This window comes from Burkholderia sp. MS455, from assembly GCF_016899445.1.
Classification (GTDB): domain Bacteria; phylum Pseudomonadota; class Gammaproteobacteria; order Burkholderiales; family Burkholderiaceae; genus Burkholderia; species Burkholderia pyrrocinia_C.
On record NZ_CP041779.1, the window covers coordinates 2,782,740 to 2,800,523 of the forward strand.

General features: G+C 65.2%; 19 protein-coding genes. 6 read left to right on the plus strand and 13 right to left on the minus strand.

Features of this window, described 5'->3' with window-relative positions; translation table 11 throughout:
- The first annotated feature begins 273 nt into the window (after positions 1–273).
- Together FPJ27_RS31935 and FPJ27_RS31940 are read left to right on the plus strand one after the other, a co-directional pair.
- Positions 274–1,458 (plus strand): acetylornithine transaminase, encoded by a 1,185-nt coding sequence (locus FPJ27_RS31935; RefSeq protein ID WP_034178802.1) that lies wholly within the window; start codon positions 274–276, stop codon positions 1,456–1,458.
- 13 nt (positions 1,459–1,471) lie between these two features.
- Complete coding sequence (locus FPJ27_RS31940; protein ID WP_111016302.1) at positions 1,472–1,927, plus strand: GNAT family acetyltransferase; 456 nt, start codon at positions 1,472–1,474, stop codon at positions 1,925–1,927.
- Positions 1,928–1,954: 27 nt separating this feature from the next.
- Here FPJ27_RS31940 and FPJ27_RS31945 read toward each other — a convergent pair whose 3' ends face one another.
- From FPJ27_RS31945 to FPJ27_RS36855, 9 genes are all read right to left on the minus strand, one after another.
- Complete coding sequence (locus FPJ27_RS31945; protein WP_204424212.1) at positions 1,955–2,626, minus strand: DUF2278 family protein; 672 nt, start codon at positions 2,624–2,626, stop codon at positions 1,955–1,957.
- A gap of 301 nt (positions 2,627–2,927) precedes the next feature.
- Positions 2,928–3,644 (minus strand): ABC transporter ATP-binding protein, encoded by a 717-nt coding sequence (locus FPJ27_RS31950; RefSeq protein WP_034178805.1) that lies wholly within the window; start codon positions 3,642–3,644, stop codon positions 2,928–2,930.
- Complete coding sequence (locus FPJ27_RS31955; RefSeq protein WP_034178806.1) at positions 3,644–4,420, minus strand: ABC transporter ATP-binding protein; 777 nt, start codon at positions 4,418–4,420, stop codon at positions 3,644–3,646. Before FPJ27_RS31955 ends, FPJ27_RS31950 begins: the two co-directional genes overlap by 1 nt.
- Positions 4,421–4,443: 23 nt before the next feature.
- Entirely contained in the window at positions 4,444–5,613 is a 1,170-nt protein-coding gene (locus tag FPJ27_RS31960) for an ABC transporter ATP-binding protein (RefSeq protein WP_072444872.1), read from the minus strand.
- Positions 5,614–5,631: 18 nt separating this feature from the next.
- Positions 5,632–6,582: a branched-chain amino acid ABC transporter permease gene (locus FPJ27_RS31965; RefSeq protein WP_034178808.1), complete on the minus strand. Its 951-nt coding sequence runs from the start codon at positions 6,580–6,582 to the stop codon at positions 5,632–5,634.
- 213 nt (positions 6,583–6,795) lie between these two features.
- Complete coding sequence (locus FPJ27_RS31970) at positions 6,796–7,548, minus strand: amino acid-binding protein (protein WP_239483342.1); 753 nt, start codon at positions 7,546–7,548, stop codon at positions 6,796–6,798.
- Positions 7,549–7,751: 203 nt separating this feature from the next.
- Positions 7,752–8,732, minus strand: coding sequence for a 4-hydroxy-3-methylbut-2-enyl diphosphate reductase (ispH, locus tag FPJ27_RS31975; protein ID WP_034178810.1), 981 nt, complete (start codon positions 8,730–8,732; stop codon positions 7,752–7,754).
- Positions 8,733–8,734: 2 nt separating this feature from the next.
- Complete coding sequence (locus tag FPJ27_RS31980) at positions 8,735–9,190, minus strand: peptidylprolyl isomerase (RefSeq protein ID WP_034178811.1); 456 nt, start codon at positions 9,188–9,190, stop codon at positions 8,735–8,737.
- Positions 9,191–9,193: 3 nt separating this feature from the next.
- On the minus strand, positions 9,194–9,328 hold the full coding sequence (locus FPJ27_RS36855; RefSeq protein WP_258170484.1) for a hypothetical protein: 135 nt from the start codon (positions 9,326–9,328) through the stop codon (positions 9,194–9,196).
- Here FPJ27_RS36855 and radC point away from each other — a divergent pair.
- From radC to nadB, 4 genes are all read left to right on the plus strand, one after another.
- On the plus strand, positions 9,327–10,100 hold the full coding sequence (radC, locus tag FPJ27_RS31985) for a DNA repair protein RadC (RefSeq protein ID WP_204424215.1): 774 nt from the start codon (positions 9,327–9,329) through the stop codon (positions 10,098–10,100). The two genes, FPJ27_RS36855 and radC, sit on opposite strands and share 2 nt — an antisense overlap.
- A 240-nt stretch (positions 10,101–10,340) precedes the next feature.
- Positions 10,341–10,574, plus strand: coding sequence for a 50S ribosomal protein L28 (gene rpmB, locus FPJ27_RS31990; RefSeq protein WP_004186391.1), 234 nt, complete (start codon positions 10,341–10,343; stop codon positions 10,572–10,574).
- A gap of 17 nt (positions 10,575–10,591) precedes the next feature.
- On the plus strand, positions 10,592–10,759 hold the full coding sequence (gene rpmG / locus FPJ27_RS31995) for a 50S ribosomal protein L33 (protein ID WP_006478046.1): 168 nt from the start codon (positions 10,592–10,594) through the stop codon (positions 10,757–10,759).
- A 160-nt stretch (positions 10,760–10,919) separates the two neighbouring features.
- The gene (nadB, locus tag FPJ27_RS32000) at positions 10,920–12,506 is read left to right on the plus strand and encodes an L-aspartate oxidase (protein WP_072444879.1); all 1,587 of its coding nucleotides are present in this window, start codon (positions 10,920–10,922) and stop codon (positions 12,504–12,506) included.
- 92 nt (positions 12,507–12,598) lie between these two features.
- Here the strand turns inward: nadB and nadC are convergent, their stop codons facing one another.
- The 4 genes from nadC to FPJ27_RS32020 all read right to left on the minus strand — a co-directional run bounded on the left by nadC (position 12,599) and on the right by FPJ27_RS32020 (position 17,767).
- On the minus strand, positions 12,599–13,519 hold the full coding sequence (gene nadC, locus FPJ27_RS32005) for a carboxylating nicotinate-nucleotide diphosphorylase (RefSeq protein ID WP_204424219.1): 921 nt from the start codon (positions 13,517–13,519) through the stop codon (positions 12,599–12,601).
- On the minus strand, positions 13,519–14,655 hold the full coding sequence (gene nadA / locus FPJ27_RS32010; RefSeq protein WP_204424223.1) for a quinolinate synthase NadA: 1,137 nt from the start codon (positions 14,653–14,655) through the stop codon (positions 13,519–13,521). Before nadA ends, nadC begins: the two co-directional genes overlap by 1 nt.
- Before the next feature lie 307 nt (positions 14,656–14,962).
- Positions 14,963–16,159, minus strand: coding sequence for an acyl-CoA desaturase (locus FPJ27_RS32015; protein ID WP_072444883.1), 1,197 nt, complete (start codon positions 16,157–16,159; stop codon positions 14,963–14,965).
- A 225-nt stretch (positions 16,160–16,384) separates the two neighbouring features.
- Complete coding sequence (locus tag FPJ27_RS32020; RefSeq protein WP_204424234.1) at positions 16,385–17,767, minus strand: mechanosensitive ion channel domain-containing protein; 1,383 nt, start codon at positions 17,765–17,767, stop codon at positions 16,385–16,387.
- Between the last annotated feature and the right edge of the window lie 17 nt (positions 17,768–17,784).

Genomic DNA, 17,784 nt, shown 5'->3' on the forward strand with positions numbered 1-17,784 from the left:
GCGTTCCGCGCCGCGCTGTCACATCCGTGGCGTCGCGGCGGTTTACAGTGGGGCGCCGGATGCCTTATGCTTGCGCACATGAACCGCTTCCTGTCCGCTCTTCGACGTCGCCGCTCGCCGCTCCGCCCGGATGCCGCAGGCTCGTCACGGACTCGCGCGTAACCCCACACTGCTTCACCGGTTACGCACAAGCTGTTCGAACCCACCAGCCACGGCCTTCCGTGGCTTTTTTATTGCCCGTTTCCCTTTCAACGCCCGCTGGAGTCTGCTGCCATGCCCTTGAACGATTACCCGATCGACTCGCTGATGTACATCACGAACCGCCCCGACATCGTGTTTACGCACGGCAAGGGTTCGTGGCTCTACGATCACACGGGCAAGCGCTATCTGGACTTCATCCAGGGCTGGGCCGTCAACAGCCTCGGCCACTGCAACGACGGTGTCGTCGAAGCGCTGAAGACGCAGGCCGAAAAGCTGCTGAACCCGTCGCCGGCGTTCTACAACGAGCCGATGGCGAAGCTCGCGGGCCTGCTCACGCAGCACAGCGTGTTCGACAAGGTGTTCTTCACGAACAGCGGCGCCGAGGCGAACGAAGGCGCGATCAAGCTCGCGCGCAAGTGGGGCCGCAAGTTCCGCAACGGTGCATACGAGATCATCACGTTCGACCACAGCTTCCACGGCCGCACGCTCGCGACGATGTCGGCCAGCGGCAAGCCGGGCTGGGACACGATCTACGCGCCGCAGGTGCCGGGCTTCCCGAAGGCCGAACTGAACAACATCAACTCGGTCGAGAAGCTGATCACCGACAAGACCGTCGCCGTGATGCTCGAACCGATCCAGGGTGAAGGCGGTGTGATCCCGGCAACGCGCGAGTTCATGCGCGAACTGCGCGCGCTGACGAAGCAGCACAACCTGCTGCTGATCGTCGACGAAGTGCAGAGCGGCTGCGGCCGTGCGGGTACGCTTTTCGCGTACGAGCTCGCCGACATCGAGCCGGACGTCATGACGCTCGGCAAGGGCATCGGCAGCGGCGTGCCGCTCGCGGCGCTGCTGTCGAAGGCCGACGTCGCGGTGTTCGAGGCCGGCGACCAGGGCGGCACGTACAACGGCAACCCGCTGATGACGGCGGCCGGCTATTCGGTGATCTCGCAGCTCGTCGCGCCCGGCTTCCTCGAAGGCGTGCGCGCACGCGGCGAATACCTGAAGCGCAAGCTGCTCGAGCTGTCGGAGGAGCGCGGCTTCGAAGGCGAACGCGGCGAAGGCCTGCTGCGCGCGCTGCTGCTCGGCAAGGATATCGGCCCGCAGATCGTCGAGAAGGCGCGCGACATGCAGCCCGACGGCCTGCTGCTGAACGCCGCGCGGCCGAACCTGCTGCGCTTCATGCCCGCGCTGAACGTGACGACCGACGAGATCGACCAGATGATGGCGATGCTGCGGTCGATCCTCGACACGCTCTAAGGAGACCGCCGCGATGGATGCCGCCGCCGATGCTGTCGCGATCCGCCCGTTCGAACGCGCCGACACCGATGCCGTGCTCGCGGTATGGCGCGACGCGTTCCCGCAGTACGACGAAGCCGGCGCGCCGCCGCACCGCGATCCGCTGCGATCGATCGAGCTGAAGCTCGCGACGCAGCCCGAGCTGTTCTTCGTCGCGACCAGCGGCGCGCGCGTCGTCGGCACGCTGATGGCGGGTTTCGACGGACATCGCGGCTGGCTCTACTCGTTCGGCGTCGCGAACGACGCGCGGCGGCTCGGCGTCGGCCGCGCGCTGATCGCGCACGCGGAAAGCGCGCTCGCCGCGCGCGGCTGCCTGAAGATCAACCTGCAGGTGCTGCCCGGCAACGACGATGCGTGCCGCTTTTATGCGGCGCTCGGCTATCGCGTCGAGGAGCGCATCTCGTTCGGCAAGACGCTGCCGGCCGCGTGATGCAGCCGGCAGCGACAGCGGCCGGCCTCAGCGCGTGATCGGCCCCGCGCCCGGCAGCGGATTGCCGAGCGCATCGGTGGGCACGGCCTGCTGTTCGAACGCCGCGAAATACGCGGCCCACTGCGTATCGCTCACGCGCACGATCAGCGCGCCGTCCTGCCAGACGTCGTTGTGGTCGTTATGGTCGTCGCCTGCGCGATGCAGGTAGTTCGGGCCCGTCGAGCCCTGGTTCATGTGCGTGTCGTGAATACCGTTGCCTTCCGCATACGTGCGGCCGAACACGACGACGTCGAGGCCCTGCGACTGCGCGGCGCTCACGAGCCGCAGCAGCGACGGGATCGGCTCCGGGTTCTCGGTGCCGTCCATCACCGCGCTCGCGCGCCACGCGCCCGTCTCGTTCAGGATGTCGCTGCGCAGGTAGTCGAGCGCGGGCAGCGCGGCCTGCCCCGTGAGGTCGGTGTAGCCCTCCGCCGCAGCCGCGAGCGTCTGCGTGACGGGATGGTGGAAATCGTAGACCAGCTTGTAGTTCAGCAAGTCGTCCGCATCGCTGGTGCCGACGTTGATCGCGACATCCCAGTCGCCGGCCGGCAGCGCCAGCGTCAGGTGGATGTGATACTGGATCTCGCTGCCGTGCGGCGAGCCCTTCAGCTTCGCCACCGATGTCACCTTCGCCTTCACGAAACCGTAGTCCAGACTCATGCGTGTTCTCCGTGTGCCGATGGGCCGTCGATGCTACGCGGCCCGCGTGTCGGTTTGCGGGCGACCGGCGGCGGGCGACCGGCTGCGGGCGACCGGCTTCGGGTGGCCTGCCCTGCCGTTTCCCGCGTCGCGTGCGTGGTGCAACAGTCGAATGGAGTCGCCTTCGCACACACAGTTCGACACGAATCGCACAACACGAAAAAAAGGCTGTCACGGCATCCCGTGACAGCCTTTCGAAAGCCCTTGCACGACGCGCGCGGCGTATGCCGCCGCGCGTCACCGGGCCCGCTCATTCATTCACTTACTCACCCAGATACGCTGCACGCACCTTCGGATCGTCGAGCATCTGCTTCGCGTCGCCTTCCATCGTGACCATGCCCGAGTCCATCACGTAGCCGCGGTCGGCCGCCTGCAGCGCGAGGCGCGCGTTCTGCTCGACGAGCAGCACCGTGATGCCCTCCTTCGAGATCTCGCGCACGACTTCGAAGATCTTCTCGACCATGATCGGCGACAGCCCCATCGACGGCTCGTCGAGCAGCAGCAGCTTCGGCTTGGAGAGAATCGCGCGCGACATCGCCAGCATCTGCTGCTCGCCGCCCGACAACGTGCCCGCGAGCTGCGACGCACGCTCCTTCAGGCGCGGGAAGAAGCCGAACATCCGGTCGACGTCCTTCTTGATCTGCTCGGTGTCGTTGCGCAGGTACGCGCCCATCTGCATGTTCTCGACGATCGACATCCGCGCGAAAATCCCGCGGCCTTCCGGCACCATCGCGAGGCCGCGCTTGAGCAGCTCGTGTGCCGGGATGCCCTTGATCGACTTGCCGTCGTACTCGATGTCGCCCGCCGAATACGGCTTCAGACCCGTGATCGCCTTCATCGTCGTGGTCTTGCCCGCGCCGTTCGCGCCGATCAGCGTCACGAGCTCGCCCTGACGGACTTCCATGTCAACGCCCTTGACGGCCTGGATGCCGCCGTAGTTGACCTGCAAGCCCTTGATTTTCAACATTGCCGCTGCCATCAGTGCACCCCTGCGCCGAGATATGCCTCAATCACCTTCGGGTTCTTCTGCACGTCCTGCGGCAGACCCTCGGCGATCACCTTGCCGTAATCGAGCACCGTCATCCGGTTGCACAGCCCCATCACGAGCTTCACGTCGTGCTCGATCAGGAGAATCGTGCGGCCGTCCGAGCGGATCTTGTCGAGCAGGCGCGTGAGTTCGACCTTCTCGGTCGCGTTCATCCCGGCCGCCGGCTCGTCGAGCGCGAGCAGCTTCGGGTCGGTCGCCAGCGCCCGCGCGATCTCGAGACGGCGCTGGTGGCCGTACGACAGGTTGCGCGACGTGTAGTCCGCGTACTGCAGCACGCCCACGTATTCGAGCAGCTCGATCGCGCGTTCCTTGATCTCGCGCTCCTCCTGGCGTTCGGCCGGCGTCTGGAACACCGCGCCGAGCAGGCCGTGCTTGGTGCGCACGTGGCGGCCCACCATCACGTTCTCGAGGGCCGTCATCCCGCCGAACAGGCGGATGTTCTGGAACGTGCGCGCGATACCGGCCTTCGCGACCTGGTGCACGGCCGTCGGCGTGTAGTTCTGGCCGTCCAGCTTGAAGTCGCCGGAGTCCGGCGTGTAGAGGCCCGTGATCACGTTGAAGAACGTCGTCTTGCCGGCGCCGTTCGGGCCGATCAGACCGTAGATCTCGCCTTCCTTGATCTGCAGGCCGACGTCGGACAGTGCCTGCAGGCCGCCGAAGCGTTTGTTCACGCCCTGCACGGACAGTCGGATTTGCTTGTCGCTCATGTGTGTATCCCCTTGTCCGTTCGTTACGCGCGCACCGGCTTCTTGCTGGCGCGCTTCGCCAGTTTCGCGATCTTGTCCTCATGCTTCGGCGCGGGCCACAGGCCTTCCGAGCGGTACAGCATGATGATCACCATCGCGAGGCCGTACAGCGCCTGACGGATCACTTCCGTATCGACGATGTCATGACCGAACAGCGCATGCTGCAGCGGGCTCATCGTCGAGCGCAGGAATTCCGGGAAGATCGCGAGCAGCACCGCACCCAGGATCACGCCCGGGATATGGCCCATGCCGCCGAGCACCACGCACGCCAGCACCACGATCGATTCCCAGAACGTGAACGATTCAGGCGACACGAAGCCCTGGAACGAACCGAACATCGCGCCCGACAGGCCGCCGAACGATGCGCCCATCGCAAACGCGAGCAGCTTCACGTTGCGGGTGTTGATGCCCATCGCCTTCGCCGCGATCTCGTCCTCGCGGATTGCCGCCCATGCGCGGCCGATGCGCGAGTGCTGCAGGCGCGTACACGTCCAGATCACCAGCAGCGAGCACAGCACGAACAGGTAGTAGTACATGTAGACCGACGGCAGCTGGAGGCCGAACAGCGAGTGCGTCTGCGACAGGTTGAAGCCGCCGACATGCACCGGATCGATGCCCGTGATCCCCTTCGGGCCGTTGGTGATGTTCACCGGACGGTCGAGGTTGTTCATGAAGATCCGGACGATTTCGCCGAAGCCGAGGGTCACGATCGCCAGGTAGTCGCCGCGCAGGCGCAGCGTCGGCGCACCGAGCAGGATCCCGAAGGTGGCCGCCAGCGCCATCGCGATCGGCACGATGATCAGGAACGGGATGTGCAGCCCGCCGGGCGCGATCGCCGCGATCCACTCGAACTGCGAGGTCAGGTGCGGCGAAGACAGCAGCGCCGCCGTATACGCGCCCACCGCGTAGAACGCGATGTAGCCGAGGTCGAGCAGGCCGGCGAAGCCGACCACCACGTTCAGGCCGAGCGCGAGCATCACGTACAGCATCGCGAAGTCGAGCACGCGGACCCAGTAGTTGCCGCCGGCCGAGCCGATGATGATCGGCGCGGCGATCACGAACACAGCGGTCAGGATGCCGATGATGACGGTCTTGGCGGTATTGCGCTCTTCGACGAGCGACGTCGAGGATTCGATCGGTTGAATGGATGTCATGTTGTTTGCTCCCTTCCGTTACGCGCGATCCGCGACCCGTTCGCCCAGCAGGCCCGACGGACGGAACACCAGCACGATGATCAGCACGATGAAGGCGAACACGTCCTGGTAGTTGCTGCCGAATACGCCGCCGGTGAGGTTGCCGATGTAGCCGGCACCGAGCTGCTCGATCAGGCCGAGCAGCACGCCGCCGACCATCGCACCGCCGAGGTTGCCGATACCGCCGAGCACCGCCGCCGTGAACGCCTTCATGCCGGGGATGAAGCCCATGTAGAAGTGCACGTTGCCGTATTCGGACGCGATCATCACGCCGGCCAGCGCGGCGAGCGCGGAGCCGATCATGAATGTCGCGGAAATCACGAAGTTCGGGTTCACGCCCATCAAGCTTGCCGTGTTCGGGCTTTCGGCGATCGCGCGCATCGCGCGGCCGAGCTTGGTCTTGTGCACGAGCAGCAGCAGGCCGCCCATCACGATGAACGCCACCGCGATGATCACGATTTCAGTCACCGAGATCACGGCGCCGGGCGTCGTGTCGGTCGCCTTGATCACGTTGATCGGATCGGTCGGCAGCAATTGCGGGAACGGCAGCGGGTTGCGCGACCAGATGATCATCGCGGCCGTCTGCAGCAGGATCGACACGCCGATCGCGGTGATCAGCGGCGCGAGGCGCGGCGCGCGGCGCAGCGGCCGGTACGCGACACGCTCGATCGTGAAGCCGACGAATGCACAAACGACCGCGGCGATGCCCAGGCCGATCGTCAGCGTGGCGATGTTGCCGAGTCCGGGGAAGTGGTTCTGCAGCACGGTGATGGCCGACAACGCGACCATCGCGCCGATCATCAGCACGTCGCCGTGCGCGAAGTTGATGATGCCGAGAATGCCGTACACCATCGTGTAACCCAACGCGATGATGGCGTACACACTGCCGAGCACCAGCCCGTTGAGAACCTGCTGGACGAAAATATCCATTTAAAGCTCCTTGGCCCGTGCTGCCGGAGGACGTTGCGCCCCGCGGGTAAGCGAGGAATCGCGCCTTCTCGGCGACACTGCGGGTACTAGTCGATACCGGTAAGGGTGTGGATCGTCCCGGCGCGCGCCGCCCGGCCTGTACGGCCGGACCTGCCGCCGGAGCGGATACAAAAACGGCACCGCACTGTTCCGGTGCCGTCATGAGTCCCGTCGCTAAATCGTCACGACGTCGAGGACGGTGTTCGAGGCCTCCTTGAAGTCGTAGGGCAGCATGCCGGGACGGCCATCGTCCGGTTGCCCGGCATCCGTGCCTTTTTCCGTCCGGTGCGAGGCAAGCCCCGCATCCGGGCGGATCGGATTCCGTGCCGCGTCGCCTGGCAAGGCATCGCGAAAGCCGCGCCCGACATGCGTCGGGGCTGCGTCGGAATCCATCGTACGAACCAGACCGCACACCACGACACCACCGCTCGCGGCGACACGCTGTTTCGTCGAATCGAAATGAAAAGGGGGCGGTGACATCCGCACGATGTGCGCATCGCCGCATGCATGCGGCGCCGTAGCCGTCATCCGTCGATCGGCACGCACGGTCGCTGCCACACCGCGACCGGCGGCTTGTTGCAATGCAACCTCCATGCCCGCTGCCCGGCCGTTCGCCAGGCCAAGCGCGTTGATTTCCTCGATCGCCAAACGTGCCCCGTTTTCCTTGTCCTTGCCCAATTGCGCGATGCGGCACGCCGATGGTGCCGCACGACCGGTTCCGGCGACGCGCACGCCGCTGGCCGGCGATGCCGCGAACACCGCAGCCTCCCTGCCCGCCCCGTCGTCGCTCTTTTTGCTGCAACCGGCACGCATTGCAACCGGTACGGCGACGGACACGGCGTAAGCCAACTTCACATGCATTGAATGGTCTCCCGCGCCTTGCCAAAATCCGATTTCAAAGCCATTCAGGCTTGAAAACGGGCGCATTGTAACTCCATTTATAGGACGCCAATAATCCTGATTCGATGGGGTTTTCCTGCATTGCAACCAATTTTGAGAGACAGTCACGAACACGCGGAGCAACCGGGTTGCACCATGACCGCGAATAATGGTTGCGATCTCGATTTCAACGTACAAAAAAAAGCGCGCCGGGAGGCGCGCTTCGGTGTTCCGCGAGTGCGATGCGGCAATCAGGCAGCGGGCGGCAGGTTCAACCCGCGCGGCAGCGGAAACGACACGTTTTCCTCGATGCCGTCGAGCGCGCGAACGTTGCGCACGCCGAGCTCGCGCAGTCGCGCGATCACGGCCTGGGCGAGCACTTCGGGTGCCGACGCGCCGGCCGTCACGCCGATGCGGCGTTTGCCTGCGACCCATGCCGGATCGATCTGATCGGGCGCGTCGACCATATACGCATCCACACCGCGCTTCTCGGCCACTTCGCGAAGCCGGCTCGAATTCGAGCTGTTCGGGCTGCCGACGACGATCACGACATCGCACTGCGGCGCCATGAACTTCACCGCATCCTGGCGGTTCTGCGTCGCGTAGCAGATGTCCTGCTTCTTCGGTTCGCGGATCTTCGGGTACTTCGCCTTCAACGCGGCGATGATCTCGGCCGCGTCGTCGACCGACAGCGTCGTCTGCGTGACGAGCGCGATGCGCTCGGGATCGGCGAGCTCGAGCTTCTGCACGTCCTCGACGCTCTCGACGAGATGCATCCCGCGCTCGACCTGCCCCATCGTGCCTTCGACTTCCGGGTGGCCCTTGTGCCCGATCATCACGATATCGACGCCGTCCTGACGCATTTTCGCCACCTCGACGTGCACCTTCGTGACCAGCGGGCAGGTTGCGTCGTAAATGCGCAACCCGCGCACGTCGGCCTCGTCGCGCACGGCCTTCGACACGCCGTGCGCGCTGAAGATCACGGTATTGCCGGCCGGCACTTCCTCGAGTTCCTCGACGAAGATCGCGCCTTTCTTCTTCAGATCCTCGACCACGTACTTGTTGTGGACGATTTCGTGACGGACATAGATCGGCGCACCGTGCATCGCGATCGCGCGCTCGACGATCTCGATCGCGCGGTCGACGCCCGCGCAGAAGCCGCGCGGCTGGGCCAGCAGGATTTCGGCGTCGGCGGCGACGGTCTGCCCGGACAGCGTATCGGTGGTGCTCATGATTACAGGATTCCGATGATTTTCACTTCGAACGTGAGCGCCTGGCCCGCGAGCGGATGGTTGAAGTCGAACAGCGCCGAGGTTTCGCCGACTTCCTTCAGCACCCCCGCATACCGGCCGCCGTCCGGCGCATTGAACTCGATCAGCTCGCCCGGCGTGAAATCGTCGCCGACCATCCCGTTCTCGCGCAGCGTCGACAGCGTCACGCGCTGGAGCATGTCGGGATTCCGGGGACCGAACCCCTGTTCGGGCGTTAGCTGAAAAGTCGAGTGGTCTCCAACCCTGAGCCCGAGCAGAATCTGTTCCAGCGACGGCGCCAGTTGCCCCGCGCCGAGCAGCAGCGTGGCCGGCTTGTCGGTGAAGGTGTTGACGATGTCGGCACCGTCGGCCAGTGCGAGCCGGTAATGCAACGTGACGTGGGAACCGGGCTTCACTTCGGATAGGTCGATGAGGCTCATGAATTACTCGTTCAGTCGGCGCCCGATACGGCCGAAAAGGCCCGGCGCAAAACCAATATTGTAAGTCACCTGAGCGCGCAAGGCGGAAAGTGCGACGACGTCGCGCAGACCGCCCGCCGCCAATGGAGTTTCGAGCATGCTGTCACCCTGCCTCGCCCTGCCGCCGGTCGAATGTCGCGACGACGCCGATGCGCCGACCGATCCGCCCCGCCGCGCCCTCCCGATTCGCCGGAGCAAGCGCCGCCCGGGCGACTGGCGGCCCGAGCGGCCGCGCGAGCGATTGCTGGAGCGCGGACCGGCCGCGCTGACCGACGACGAACTGATCGCGCTGCTGCTCGGCACCGGCAAGCCAGGACACGACGTATTCGTCAGCGCCCGCGCATTGGTCAAGCAGTTCGGAACGTTGCGCGGGCTGCTCGAGGCGACGACCGACGATTTCGAGGCGCACCCCGGCATCGGCCCTGCGCGCTCCACACGGCTGGCCGCGGTCACCGAGATCGCGCGGCGCATGCTGAAGGAGAAAGCATCCGAACGTACGCCGATCGATTCGCCCGGCGCGGTAGAGGATTATCTGCGGCTGAAGATCGGCTCGCACCCGCACGAAGTGTTCGTCGCGGTCTACCTCGACGCCCGCCACGGCCTGATCGAGACGGAGGAAATCACGCGCGGCTCGCTGACGCGCATGGCCGTCTACCCGCGCGAGATCGTGCGCCGCGCGATGACGCATAACGCCGCGGCGCTGATCGTCGCGCACAACCATCCGTCGGGCGCGGTGCAGCCGAGCGCGGAGGACCGCCGCCTGACCCGCGTGCTGCGCGACGCGCTCGAACTCGTCGACGTGCGGCTGCTCGATCACGTCGTCGTCGGCACCAGCGACACTTTCTCGTTCGCACGTGCCGGTTGGCTGTAGACTGTGGCGCGGCGGCCCGCCTCGGGGCGCCACAACGGCGAAGCGAAATTAGGTTTGATTTTCCTGAACTTTTTCTGCTAGAATCGCCGTCTGTCTTTTTTCCAACCAGTTCTAGCCATCGAAGGGCCTTGTCTGCAAGGGCTACGGCGTTCTGAGAGTGCAGCCATGGATCACGTGGCGGCGCGATGAGAACCTTCATCGGCGATCGAACCCCGAATTTAGCGTATTAGGAGTGCTCTCATGGCACGCGTATGCCAAGTAACTGGGAAAGCGCCGATGAGCGGCAACAACGTTTCCCACGCCAACAACAAGACCAAGCGCCGCTTCCTGCCGAACCTGCAAAACCGCCGGTTCTGGGTAGAGAGCGAAAACCGCTGGGTGCGCCTGCGCGTTTCGAACGCCGGCCTGCGCCTGATCGACAAGAACGGCATCGATTCCGTGCTCGCTGACCTGCGCGCACGCGGCGAAGCCTAAGCCCAAGGAGCACAATCATGGCAAAAGGCGCACGCGACAAGATCAAGCTTGAGTCGACCGCTGGTACGGGTCACTTCTACACGACCACGAAGAACAAGCGCAACATGCCGGAAAAGATGGCGATCAAGAAGTTCGATCCCGTCGTCCGCAAGCATGTGGAATACAAAGAAACCAAGATCAAGTAATCTCCGGTTTCTGCCAGCCTGACGGCGACCGAAAAGCCCCGCGCATGCGGGGCTTTTTGTTTTGCGCGCACGCTCGGGCCCGACGCGGTATGCTCTCCCCTTTCCGCGGCCATGGCCGCCGGAACGCACAAGATCAAAAGCGTAACGATGGAGATGCAGCATGAAATTCGACGTGGCGATCGTCGGCAGCGGCCTGGCAGGCCTGTCGGTCGCACTCAATCTGGCCAGCACGCGACGTGTCGCGCTGATCGCGAAACGTTCGATGATGGAGGGCGCAAGCGATAACGCGCAGGGCGGCATTGCGGCGGTCCTCGATTCGGCGGACAGCATCGAGAACCACGTCGGCGACACGCTGGTCGCCGGTGGCGGCCTGTGCGACGAAGGCGCGACGCGCTATATCGTCGAGCACGGCCGCGAAGCGATCGAATGGCTGATCTCGCAAGGCGTGCCGTTCACGAAGGACGACGCAGCCGAACTCGGCTTCCACCTGACGCGCGAAGGCGGCCACAGCCACCGCCGGATCATTCACGCGGCCGACGCGACCGGCCATGCGGTGCTTGCGACGCTGTCGGAGCGCGCGCGCCAGCATCCGAACATCACGTTCTTCGAAAATCACCATGCGATCGACCTGATCACGTCGGACCGGCTCGGCCTGCCCGGCCGCCGCTGTCACGGCCTCTATGCGCTCGACGTCGACAACGACCGCACGATCACGATCGAGGCACCGCACACGGTGCTCGCAACGGGCGGTGCCGGCAAGGTCTATCTGTACACAACGAATCCCGACACGGCGACCGGCGACGGCATCGCGATGGCATGGCGCGCCGGCTGCCGCGTGTCGAACATGGAATTCATCCAGTTCCACCCGACCTGCCTGTTCCATCCGTATGCGAAATCGTTCCTGATTTCGGAGGCCGTGCGCGGCGAAGGCGGCCTGTTGAAGCTGCCTGACGGCACGCGCTTCATGCCCGCGCACGATCCTCGCGCCGAGCTCGCGCCGCGCGATATCGTCGCGCGCGCGATCGACTTCGAGATCAAGAAGCGCGGGATCGACTGCGTGTATCTCGACATCAGCCATCAGCCGGAAGCGTTCCTGCGCGAACACTTCCCGACGATCCATGCGCGCTGCCTCGAATTCGGCATTGACATCGCGAAACAGCCGATCCCCGTCGTGCCGGCCGCGCACTACACGTGCGGCGGCGTCGTGACCGATCTCGCCGGGCGCACCGATCTCGCGGGCCTGTACGCGGTCGGCGAAACGTCGTACACGGGGCTGCACGGCGCGAACCGGCTCGCGAGCAACTCGCTGCTCGAATGTCTCGTGATCGGCCGCGCGGCGGCCGAAGCGATCGAGGCGGCAGGCTTCGATTCGGACACGCCGGCCACGCTGCCCGCATGGGACGAAAGCCGCGTGTCGGATGCGGACGAGGAAGTCGTCGTCGCGCACAACTGGGACGAGCTGCGCCGCCTGATGTGGAACTACGTCGGCATCGTGCGCACCGACAAGCGCCTCGAACGCGCGAAGCACCGGCTGTCGCTGCTGCGCGACGAGATCCACGAGTACTACGCGAACTTCCGCGTGACGCGCGACCTGCTCGAGCTGCGCAACCTCGTCGACGTGGCGACGCTGATCGTGAAGAGCGCGCAGTCGCGCCGCGAAAGCCGCGGGCTGCACTACAGCCGCGACTGGCCGCACACGCTGCCGAAGGCGCTGCCGAGCGTGCTCACGCCGCGCGCGCGTCGCTGAACCGCTGCGCCTTCCCGGCTGCGGCCGCACAGGAAAAAAGCCGTTGGCGTTTGGGCGCCAACGGCTTTTTTGTCTGATCACATCACGCTCGGTCAGTCGACGATCCGCATCGAATAATCCGTCGCACGCACGTCCTTTGTCAGCGCGCCGATCGAGATGCGATCGACGCCCGTCTCTGCGAACGCGCGGACCGTGTCGAAATTGACGCCGCCCGACACTTCGAGCACGGCCTTGCCGGCCGCCACACGCACCGCTTCACGCATCATGTCGAGCGTGAAATTGTCGAGCAGCACCGACTGCGCGCGATGCGCGAGCGCCGTGTCGAGCTGCGCGAGCGTCTCGACTTCAACCTGCACGGGCACGCCCGAATCGAGTGCGAACGCCGCGTCGAGCGCCTCGCCGACGCCGCCCGCCGCGGCGATATGGTTCTCCTTGATCAGGATCCCGTCGTACAGCGCGAGACGCTGGTTCTCGCCGCCGCCGACGCGCACCGCGTACTTCTGCGCGAGGCGCAGGCCCGGCAGCGTCTTGCGCGTGTCGAGGATCTTCGCGCGCGTGCCTTCGACGCGGTCGACGTAACGGCGCGTCGCGGTCGCGACACCCGACAGCAGTTGCAGGAAATTCAGCCCGTTGCGCTCGGCCGTCAACAGCGCGCGCGCCGGCCCTTCGAGTTCGCAGACGGTCGAATCGGGCATCATCCGGTCGCCTTCGCGATAGCGCCATTGCACGGCGATCGCCGGATCGATCCTGCCGATCACGGCCTCGAACCACGGCACGCCGCACAGCACGGCTTCCTCGCGCACGATGATGCGCGCGCGGCGACGCCCGCCGGCCGGCACGAGCCGCCCGGTCTGGTCGCCGGTGCCGACGTCTTCCGCGATCGCATCGGCGACGTTGCGCGCGATCGCGTCGTCGAATGCCGCGCCGTATTGCTTGCGAACGATGTCGTAAAGCGGAGATACGGCCGCGCCGCCGGACGGCAGCGATCGAATGTGAGCGTGCGGGCCGTCCATTACGCTGCCCCCACGTTCGCAAACAGTTGCTGGTCGCGCTGCAGGTCGCCGCTCGCCTGCACGCGCTTCTTGTGCGCGGCCGCGAAATCGAGCATCCGGTCGATCGGCAGGCGCGCACGTTCGCCGATCGCCGGATCGACGAAGATCTCGTTGTGACCGCGTTCGAGCACGTCGGCGAGGTTCGCAAGACCGTTCATCGCCATCCACGGGCAGTGCGCGCAGCTCTTGCAGGTCGCACTGTTGCCGGCCGTCGGCGCTGCGATGAAGGTCTTGCCGGGCGCCGCGAGCTGCATCTTGTGCAGGATGCCGAGATCGGTCGCGACGATGAAACGCGTCGCGTCCAGCTTCACGGCCGCATCGATCAGTTGCGTGGTCGAGCCGACGACATCGGCCTGCGCAACGACGCTTTCCGGCGATTCGGGATGGACGAGCACCTTCGCGTCCGGATATTCGGCGCGCAGCAGGTCGAGCTCGATGCCCTTGAACTCGTCGTGGACAAGGCACGAGCCCTGCCACAGCAGCATGTCGGCGCCGGTTTTCTTCTGGATATAACTGCCGAGATGGCGATCCGGCGCCCAGATGATCTTCTCGCCTCGCGCGTGCAGGTCGGCCACGATCTCGAGGCCGATCGACGACGTGACCATCCAGTCCGCGCGGGCCTTCACGGCCGCGCTGGTGTTCGCATAGACGACGACGGTACGATCGGGATGCGCATCGCAGAACGCCGAGAATTCATCGACCGGACAGCCGAGGTCGAGCGAACAGGTCGCATCGAGATCGGGCATCAGGATCCGCTTGTTCGGGCTCAGGATCTTCGCGGTTTCGCCCATGAAGCGCACGCCGGCGACGACCAGCGTCTGCGCGTCGTGATCGCGGCCGAAGCGGGCCATTTCGAGCGAATCGGCAACGCAGCCGCCGGTTTCGTCGGCGAGTTCCTGCAGCTCGGCATCCACGTAGTAGTGCGCGACCAGCACGGCCTTTTCGCGCACGAGCAGCGCCTTGATGCGCGCCTTCAGCGCAGCGCGTTCCTCGGCGGACGGCGCATCGGGCACCTTGGCCCATGCCTGCCCCACGCCGCACACGGTCCCTGCTGCGACGGGCCGGTCGTACTCGACGGGTTTGATCGTCGATTGCATCTCCATATCTCCTGTCGATCAGAGTTAGCGCTTTAGCGCTTACTCTGATCCCATGCTTCGCGGTCGGTCCGAGTTGGCGCTTTAGCGCTTACTCGGACCCCATGCTTCGCGGTCAACCAGAATCAGCGCTTCAACACTACTCCGATCCCATCCTCTACGCTCGCCCCGGGGCACCATTGCGCCGCTGCCCCAAGCCTCATACAAATTCGAGCCCTGCCGATTTCTTTCGTCAAAAACCGGCGGCCCAAATGAAAAAACCCCGCCAACGCGGGGTTTTTGACGTCCTGAGATTCTAATCGATTTCGAATCAGGCGTAGCGACGCAGGCGTGTCGCGAATTCCTGTAGCGCCTTGATGCCGCTTTGTTCCGCGCGATGGCACCAATCCTGCAATTGCGCGAGAAGCTGTTCGCGCGACGCGGTCGAACGATCCCAGATCGCGGCGAGATCCTGGCGCAACTGGAAGTAGGTATGCAGCTTCTGGCTGTTCGCGAAGATTTCCGGCAGCAGCTTCTTCTGCGGCTCGTCGAGGCCGTCGGCGTCCTTGTGGAACCACTTGCGCGCGCCGCGCATCAACTGGTACTTCTCGCTCGAACCGAGCTCCTTCAGGTGCGCGAGCTCCTGACGGTACGCACGCTTCACGGCCTTGCCGTAGCGCGCCATCACTTCGTAGCGGTTCGACAGCACGGCCTGCAGCGTTTCCTGGTCCAGCACCGTCTTCGGCTTGTTCAGGCGCGGCGTCGGCGCGACCTTCTTCACCTTCGCGAGACCGAACGCCGACATGATGCGGATGTACATCCAGCCGATGTCGAACTCGTACCACTTGTTCGACAGCTTCGCCGACGTCGCGAACGTGTGGTGGTTGTTGTGCAGCTCTTCGCCGCCGATCACGATGCCCCACGGGAACAGGTTCGTGCTCGCGTCGGCCGAGTTGAAGTTGCGGTAGCCCCAGAAGTGGCCGAAGCCGTTGACGACGCCTGCCGCCCAGAACGGAATCCAGACCATCTGCACGGCCCATACGGTCAGGCCGAGCACGCCGAACAGCGCAACGTCGATCACCATCATCAGGCTCACGCCGAGGATCGGGTACTTCGAGTAGACATTGCGCTCGATCCAGTCGTTCGGCGTGCCGTGACTGAACTTGCGCATCGTCTCTTCATTCTTCGCTTCCGCGCGATACAGCTCGGCGCCCTCGAGGAACACCTTCCAGATGCCGCGCGTCTGCGGGCTGTGCGGATCTTCCTCGGTCTCGCACTTCGCATGGTGCTTGCGGTGAATCGCGGCCCACTGGCCGGTCAGCATGCCGGTCGTCATCCACAGCCAGACGCGGAAGAAATGGCTCGCGATCGGATGCAGTTCCAGTGCGCGGTGCGCCTGGCAACGGTGCAGGTAAACCGTCACGCCGATGATCGTGACGTGCGTGACGGCAAGCGCGAACAGCGCGACCTGCCACCACGAAAAATGCAGGAGCCCGTGGGAAAGAAAATCGAGCAGGGAATTCAACAAGGCAGTTACCTGTGATGAGATGAGAGCGATGCCGGCTCGCGCAGGCGTCAGAAAAATGAAAGCATACCGCGAATAGACTTGGATTTTACTTCAACCGTTCCAAGTCTTTGTAAAAAATGAATATTTTCTTGCCCTGGCGCAACCGGAACAGTCCACGGGCGGACTTGGAAAGGCCCGCGATCCGGTTCCGACCGCGGGATCGATACGATTGACGACCGACGCGCGCTATGCAGCCGGCACGCGCCCGTCCGCCGCACCGTTGCCGGCCGCCGGATCGTGCCCCGCCGCCGCACCAGCGGCGGCAAAACCGTCCGGCAGCCCGACGACGCGCACTTCGCGCTGCGGAAACGGAATCGAAATCCCATGCTCGCCGAACAGCCGCCAGATGTTGCGGTTCACGGCCGAACGCACGCCCGACGTGCCTTTCGCCGAATCCTCGATCCAGAAGCCGAGTTCCAGGTCGATCCCGTCCGCGCCGAAGCTCACCAGATAAGGGGTCGGCGCAGGCTCCGCCAGCACGCGCGGCACGTCCTTCGCGGCGTCGGCGAGCAGCACGAGCGCGTGCTCGACATCGCTCGTGTACGCGACCTGCACCGCGACCTTCGCATAACCGCGCGTCAGGTACGACGACTGGTTCTGCACGACGTCGGTGATCAGCTTCTCGTTCGGGATCAGCGTCTCGTTGCCGTCGAGGCCGCGCACGACCGTGTAGCGCGTGCGGATCTGCGTGACGACGCCCTGCAGCCCGCCGACGCTGATCGCGTCGCCGAGCCGCAGCGAGCGGTCGAGCAGGATGATGAAGCCCGACACGTAGTTGCTCGCGATCTTCTGCAGCCCGAAGCCGAGGCCGACACCGACCGCGCCGCCGAACACGCCGAGCACCGTCACGTCGATGCCGACGAGCGACAGCCCGATCAGGATCGCCGCGAACACGAGCAGCGCGCGGCCGACCCGCGACAGCACGACCTTCAGGTTCGCATCGAGCGTGCTCGCGCGCGTGAGGCGATCCTCGAGCACCGAGCCGAGCCACATCGCGACCATCAGCGTCACGCAGACCCACAGCGCGCCGGAGATCAGCGACAGCAGCGTGAGGTGCGCATTGGCGACGCGGAACTGCACGCTGTCGAGCCAGCCGAGCACGTCGTGCTGGATGCCGAGCACGGTCAGCACCATCGCGGCCCACACGACGGTCGACACGATCTTCTCGACGATCGACAGCCACGCATGCGTGTGGCCATCGCGCGCGAACACGCGCCGCGCGAAGAAGAACAGCACGTAGATCAGCCCGATGCCGAATAACGGCACGAGCGCGAGCGACAGCAGCGCCGTCGACATGAACGGGTCGAACGCAAGCTGCGCGACGCCCACGAAGATGCCGCCGAACAACGGAAACAAAGCGCGTTTCAGGCTATGCGCACCCGCACCGGGCGCGCGTCCGGCCGCCCGCCGGCGCGCATCGATCCGGCCGTGCACGAAGCGTGCCGCCACCCATGCGAAACACAGCGCGCCGACGAGGATCGCCGCCTGCCAGATCATCACCGGCTGGTGAAAGTCGCGAATCACCGATGCCAGCCGGTGCGACAGCAGGCGGCTCTGCAGATTCTCCATCGTCCGTCCGTGCCGCC

What these genes read in the sequence shown, in the direction of transcription:
- nadC (WP_204424219.1), bottom strand. Translation starts at nt 13,519, where the DNA reads ATGGACGGCCCGCACGCTCACATTCGATCGCTGCCGTCCGGCGGCGCG.
- FPJ27_RS31965 (WP_034178808.1), bottom strand. Translation starts at nt 6,582, where the DNA reads ATGGATATTTTCGTCCAGCAGGTTCTCAACGGGCTGGTGCTCGGCAGT.
- ispH (WP_034178810.1), bottom strand. Translation starts at nt 8,732, where the DNA reads ATGAGCACCACCGATACGCTGTCCGGGCAGACCGTCGCCGCCGACGCC.
- FPJ27_RS36855 (WP_258170484.1), bottom strand. Translation starts at nt 9,328, where the DNA reads ATGCTCGAAACTCCATTGGCGGCGGGCGGTCTGCGCGACGTCGTCGCA.
- FPJ27_RS31955 (WP_034178806.1), bottom strand. Translation starts at nt 4,420, where the DNA reads ATGAGCGACAAGCAAATCCGACTGTCCGTGCAGGGCGTGAACAAACGC.
- FPJ27_RS31935 (WP_034178802.1), top strand. Translation starts at nt 274, where the DNA reads ATGCCCTTGAACGATTACCCGATCGACTCGCTGATGTACATCACGAAC.
- rpmG (WP_006478046.1), top strand. Translation starts at nt 10,592, where the DNA reads ATGGCAAAAGGCGCACGCGACAAGATCAAGCTTGAGTCGACCGCTGGT.
- FPJ27_RS31960 (WP_072444872.1), bottom strand. Translation starts at nt 5,613, where the DNA reads ATGACATCCATTCAACCGATCGAATCCTCGACGTCGCTCGTCGAAGAG.
- radC (WP_204424215.1), top strand. Translation starts at nt 9,327, where the DNA reads ATGCTGTCACCCTGCCTCGCCCTGCCGCCGGTCGAATGTCGCGACGAC.
- FPJ27_RS31940 (WP_111016302.1), top strand. Translation starts at nt 1,472, where the DNA reads ATGGATGCCGCCGCCGATGCTGTCGCGATCCGCCCGTTCGAACGCGCC.
- FPJ27_RS31950 (WP_034178805.1), bottom strand. Translation starts at nt 3,644, where the DNA reads ATGGCAGCGGCAATGTTGAAAATCAAGGGCTTGCAGGTCAACTACGGC.
- FPJ27_RS31970 (WP_239483342.1), bottom strand. Translation starts at nt 7,548, where the DNA reads ATGCGCCCGTTTTCAAGCCTGAATGGCTTTGAAATCGGATTTTGGCAA.
- FPJ27_RS31945 (WP_204424212.1), bottom strand. Translation starts at nt 2,626, where the DNA reads ATGAGTCTGGACTACGGTTTCGTGAAGGCGAAGGTGACATCGGTGGCG.
- nadB (WP_072444879.1), top strand. Translation starts at nt 10,920, where the DNA reads ATGAAATTCGACGTGGCGATCGTCGGCAGCGGCCTGGCAGGCCTGTCG.
- nadA (WP_204424223.1), bottom strand. Translation starts at nt 14,655, where the DNA reads ATGCAATCGACGATCAAACCCGTCGAGTACGACCGGCCCGTCGCAGCA.
- FPJ27_RS32020 (WP_204424234.1), bottom strand. Translation starts at nt 17,767, where the DNA reads ATGGAGAATCTGCAGAGCCGCCTGCTGTCGCACCGGCTGGCATCGGTG.
- FPJ27_RS31980 (WP_034178811.1), bottom strand. Translation starts at nt 9,190, where the DNA reads ATGAGCCTCATCGACCTATCCGAAGTGAAGCCCGGTTCCCACGTCACG.
- rpmB (WP_004186391.1), top strand. Translation starts at nt 10,341, where the DNA reads ATGGCACGCGTATGCCAAGTAACTGGGAAAGCGCCGATGAGCGGCAAC.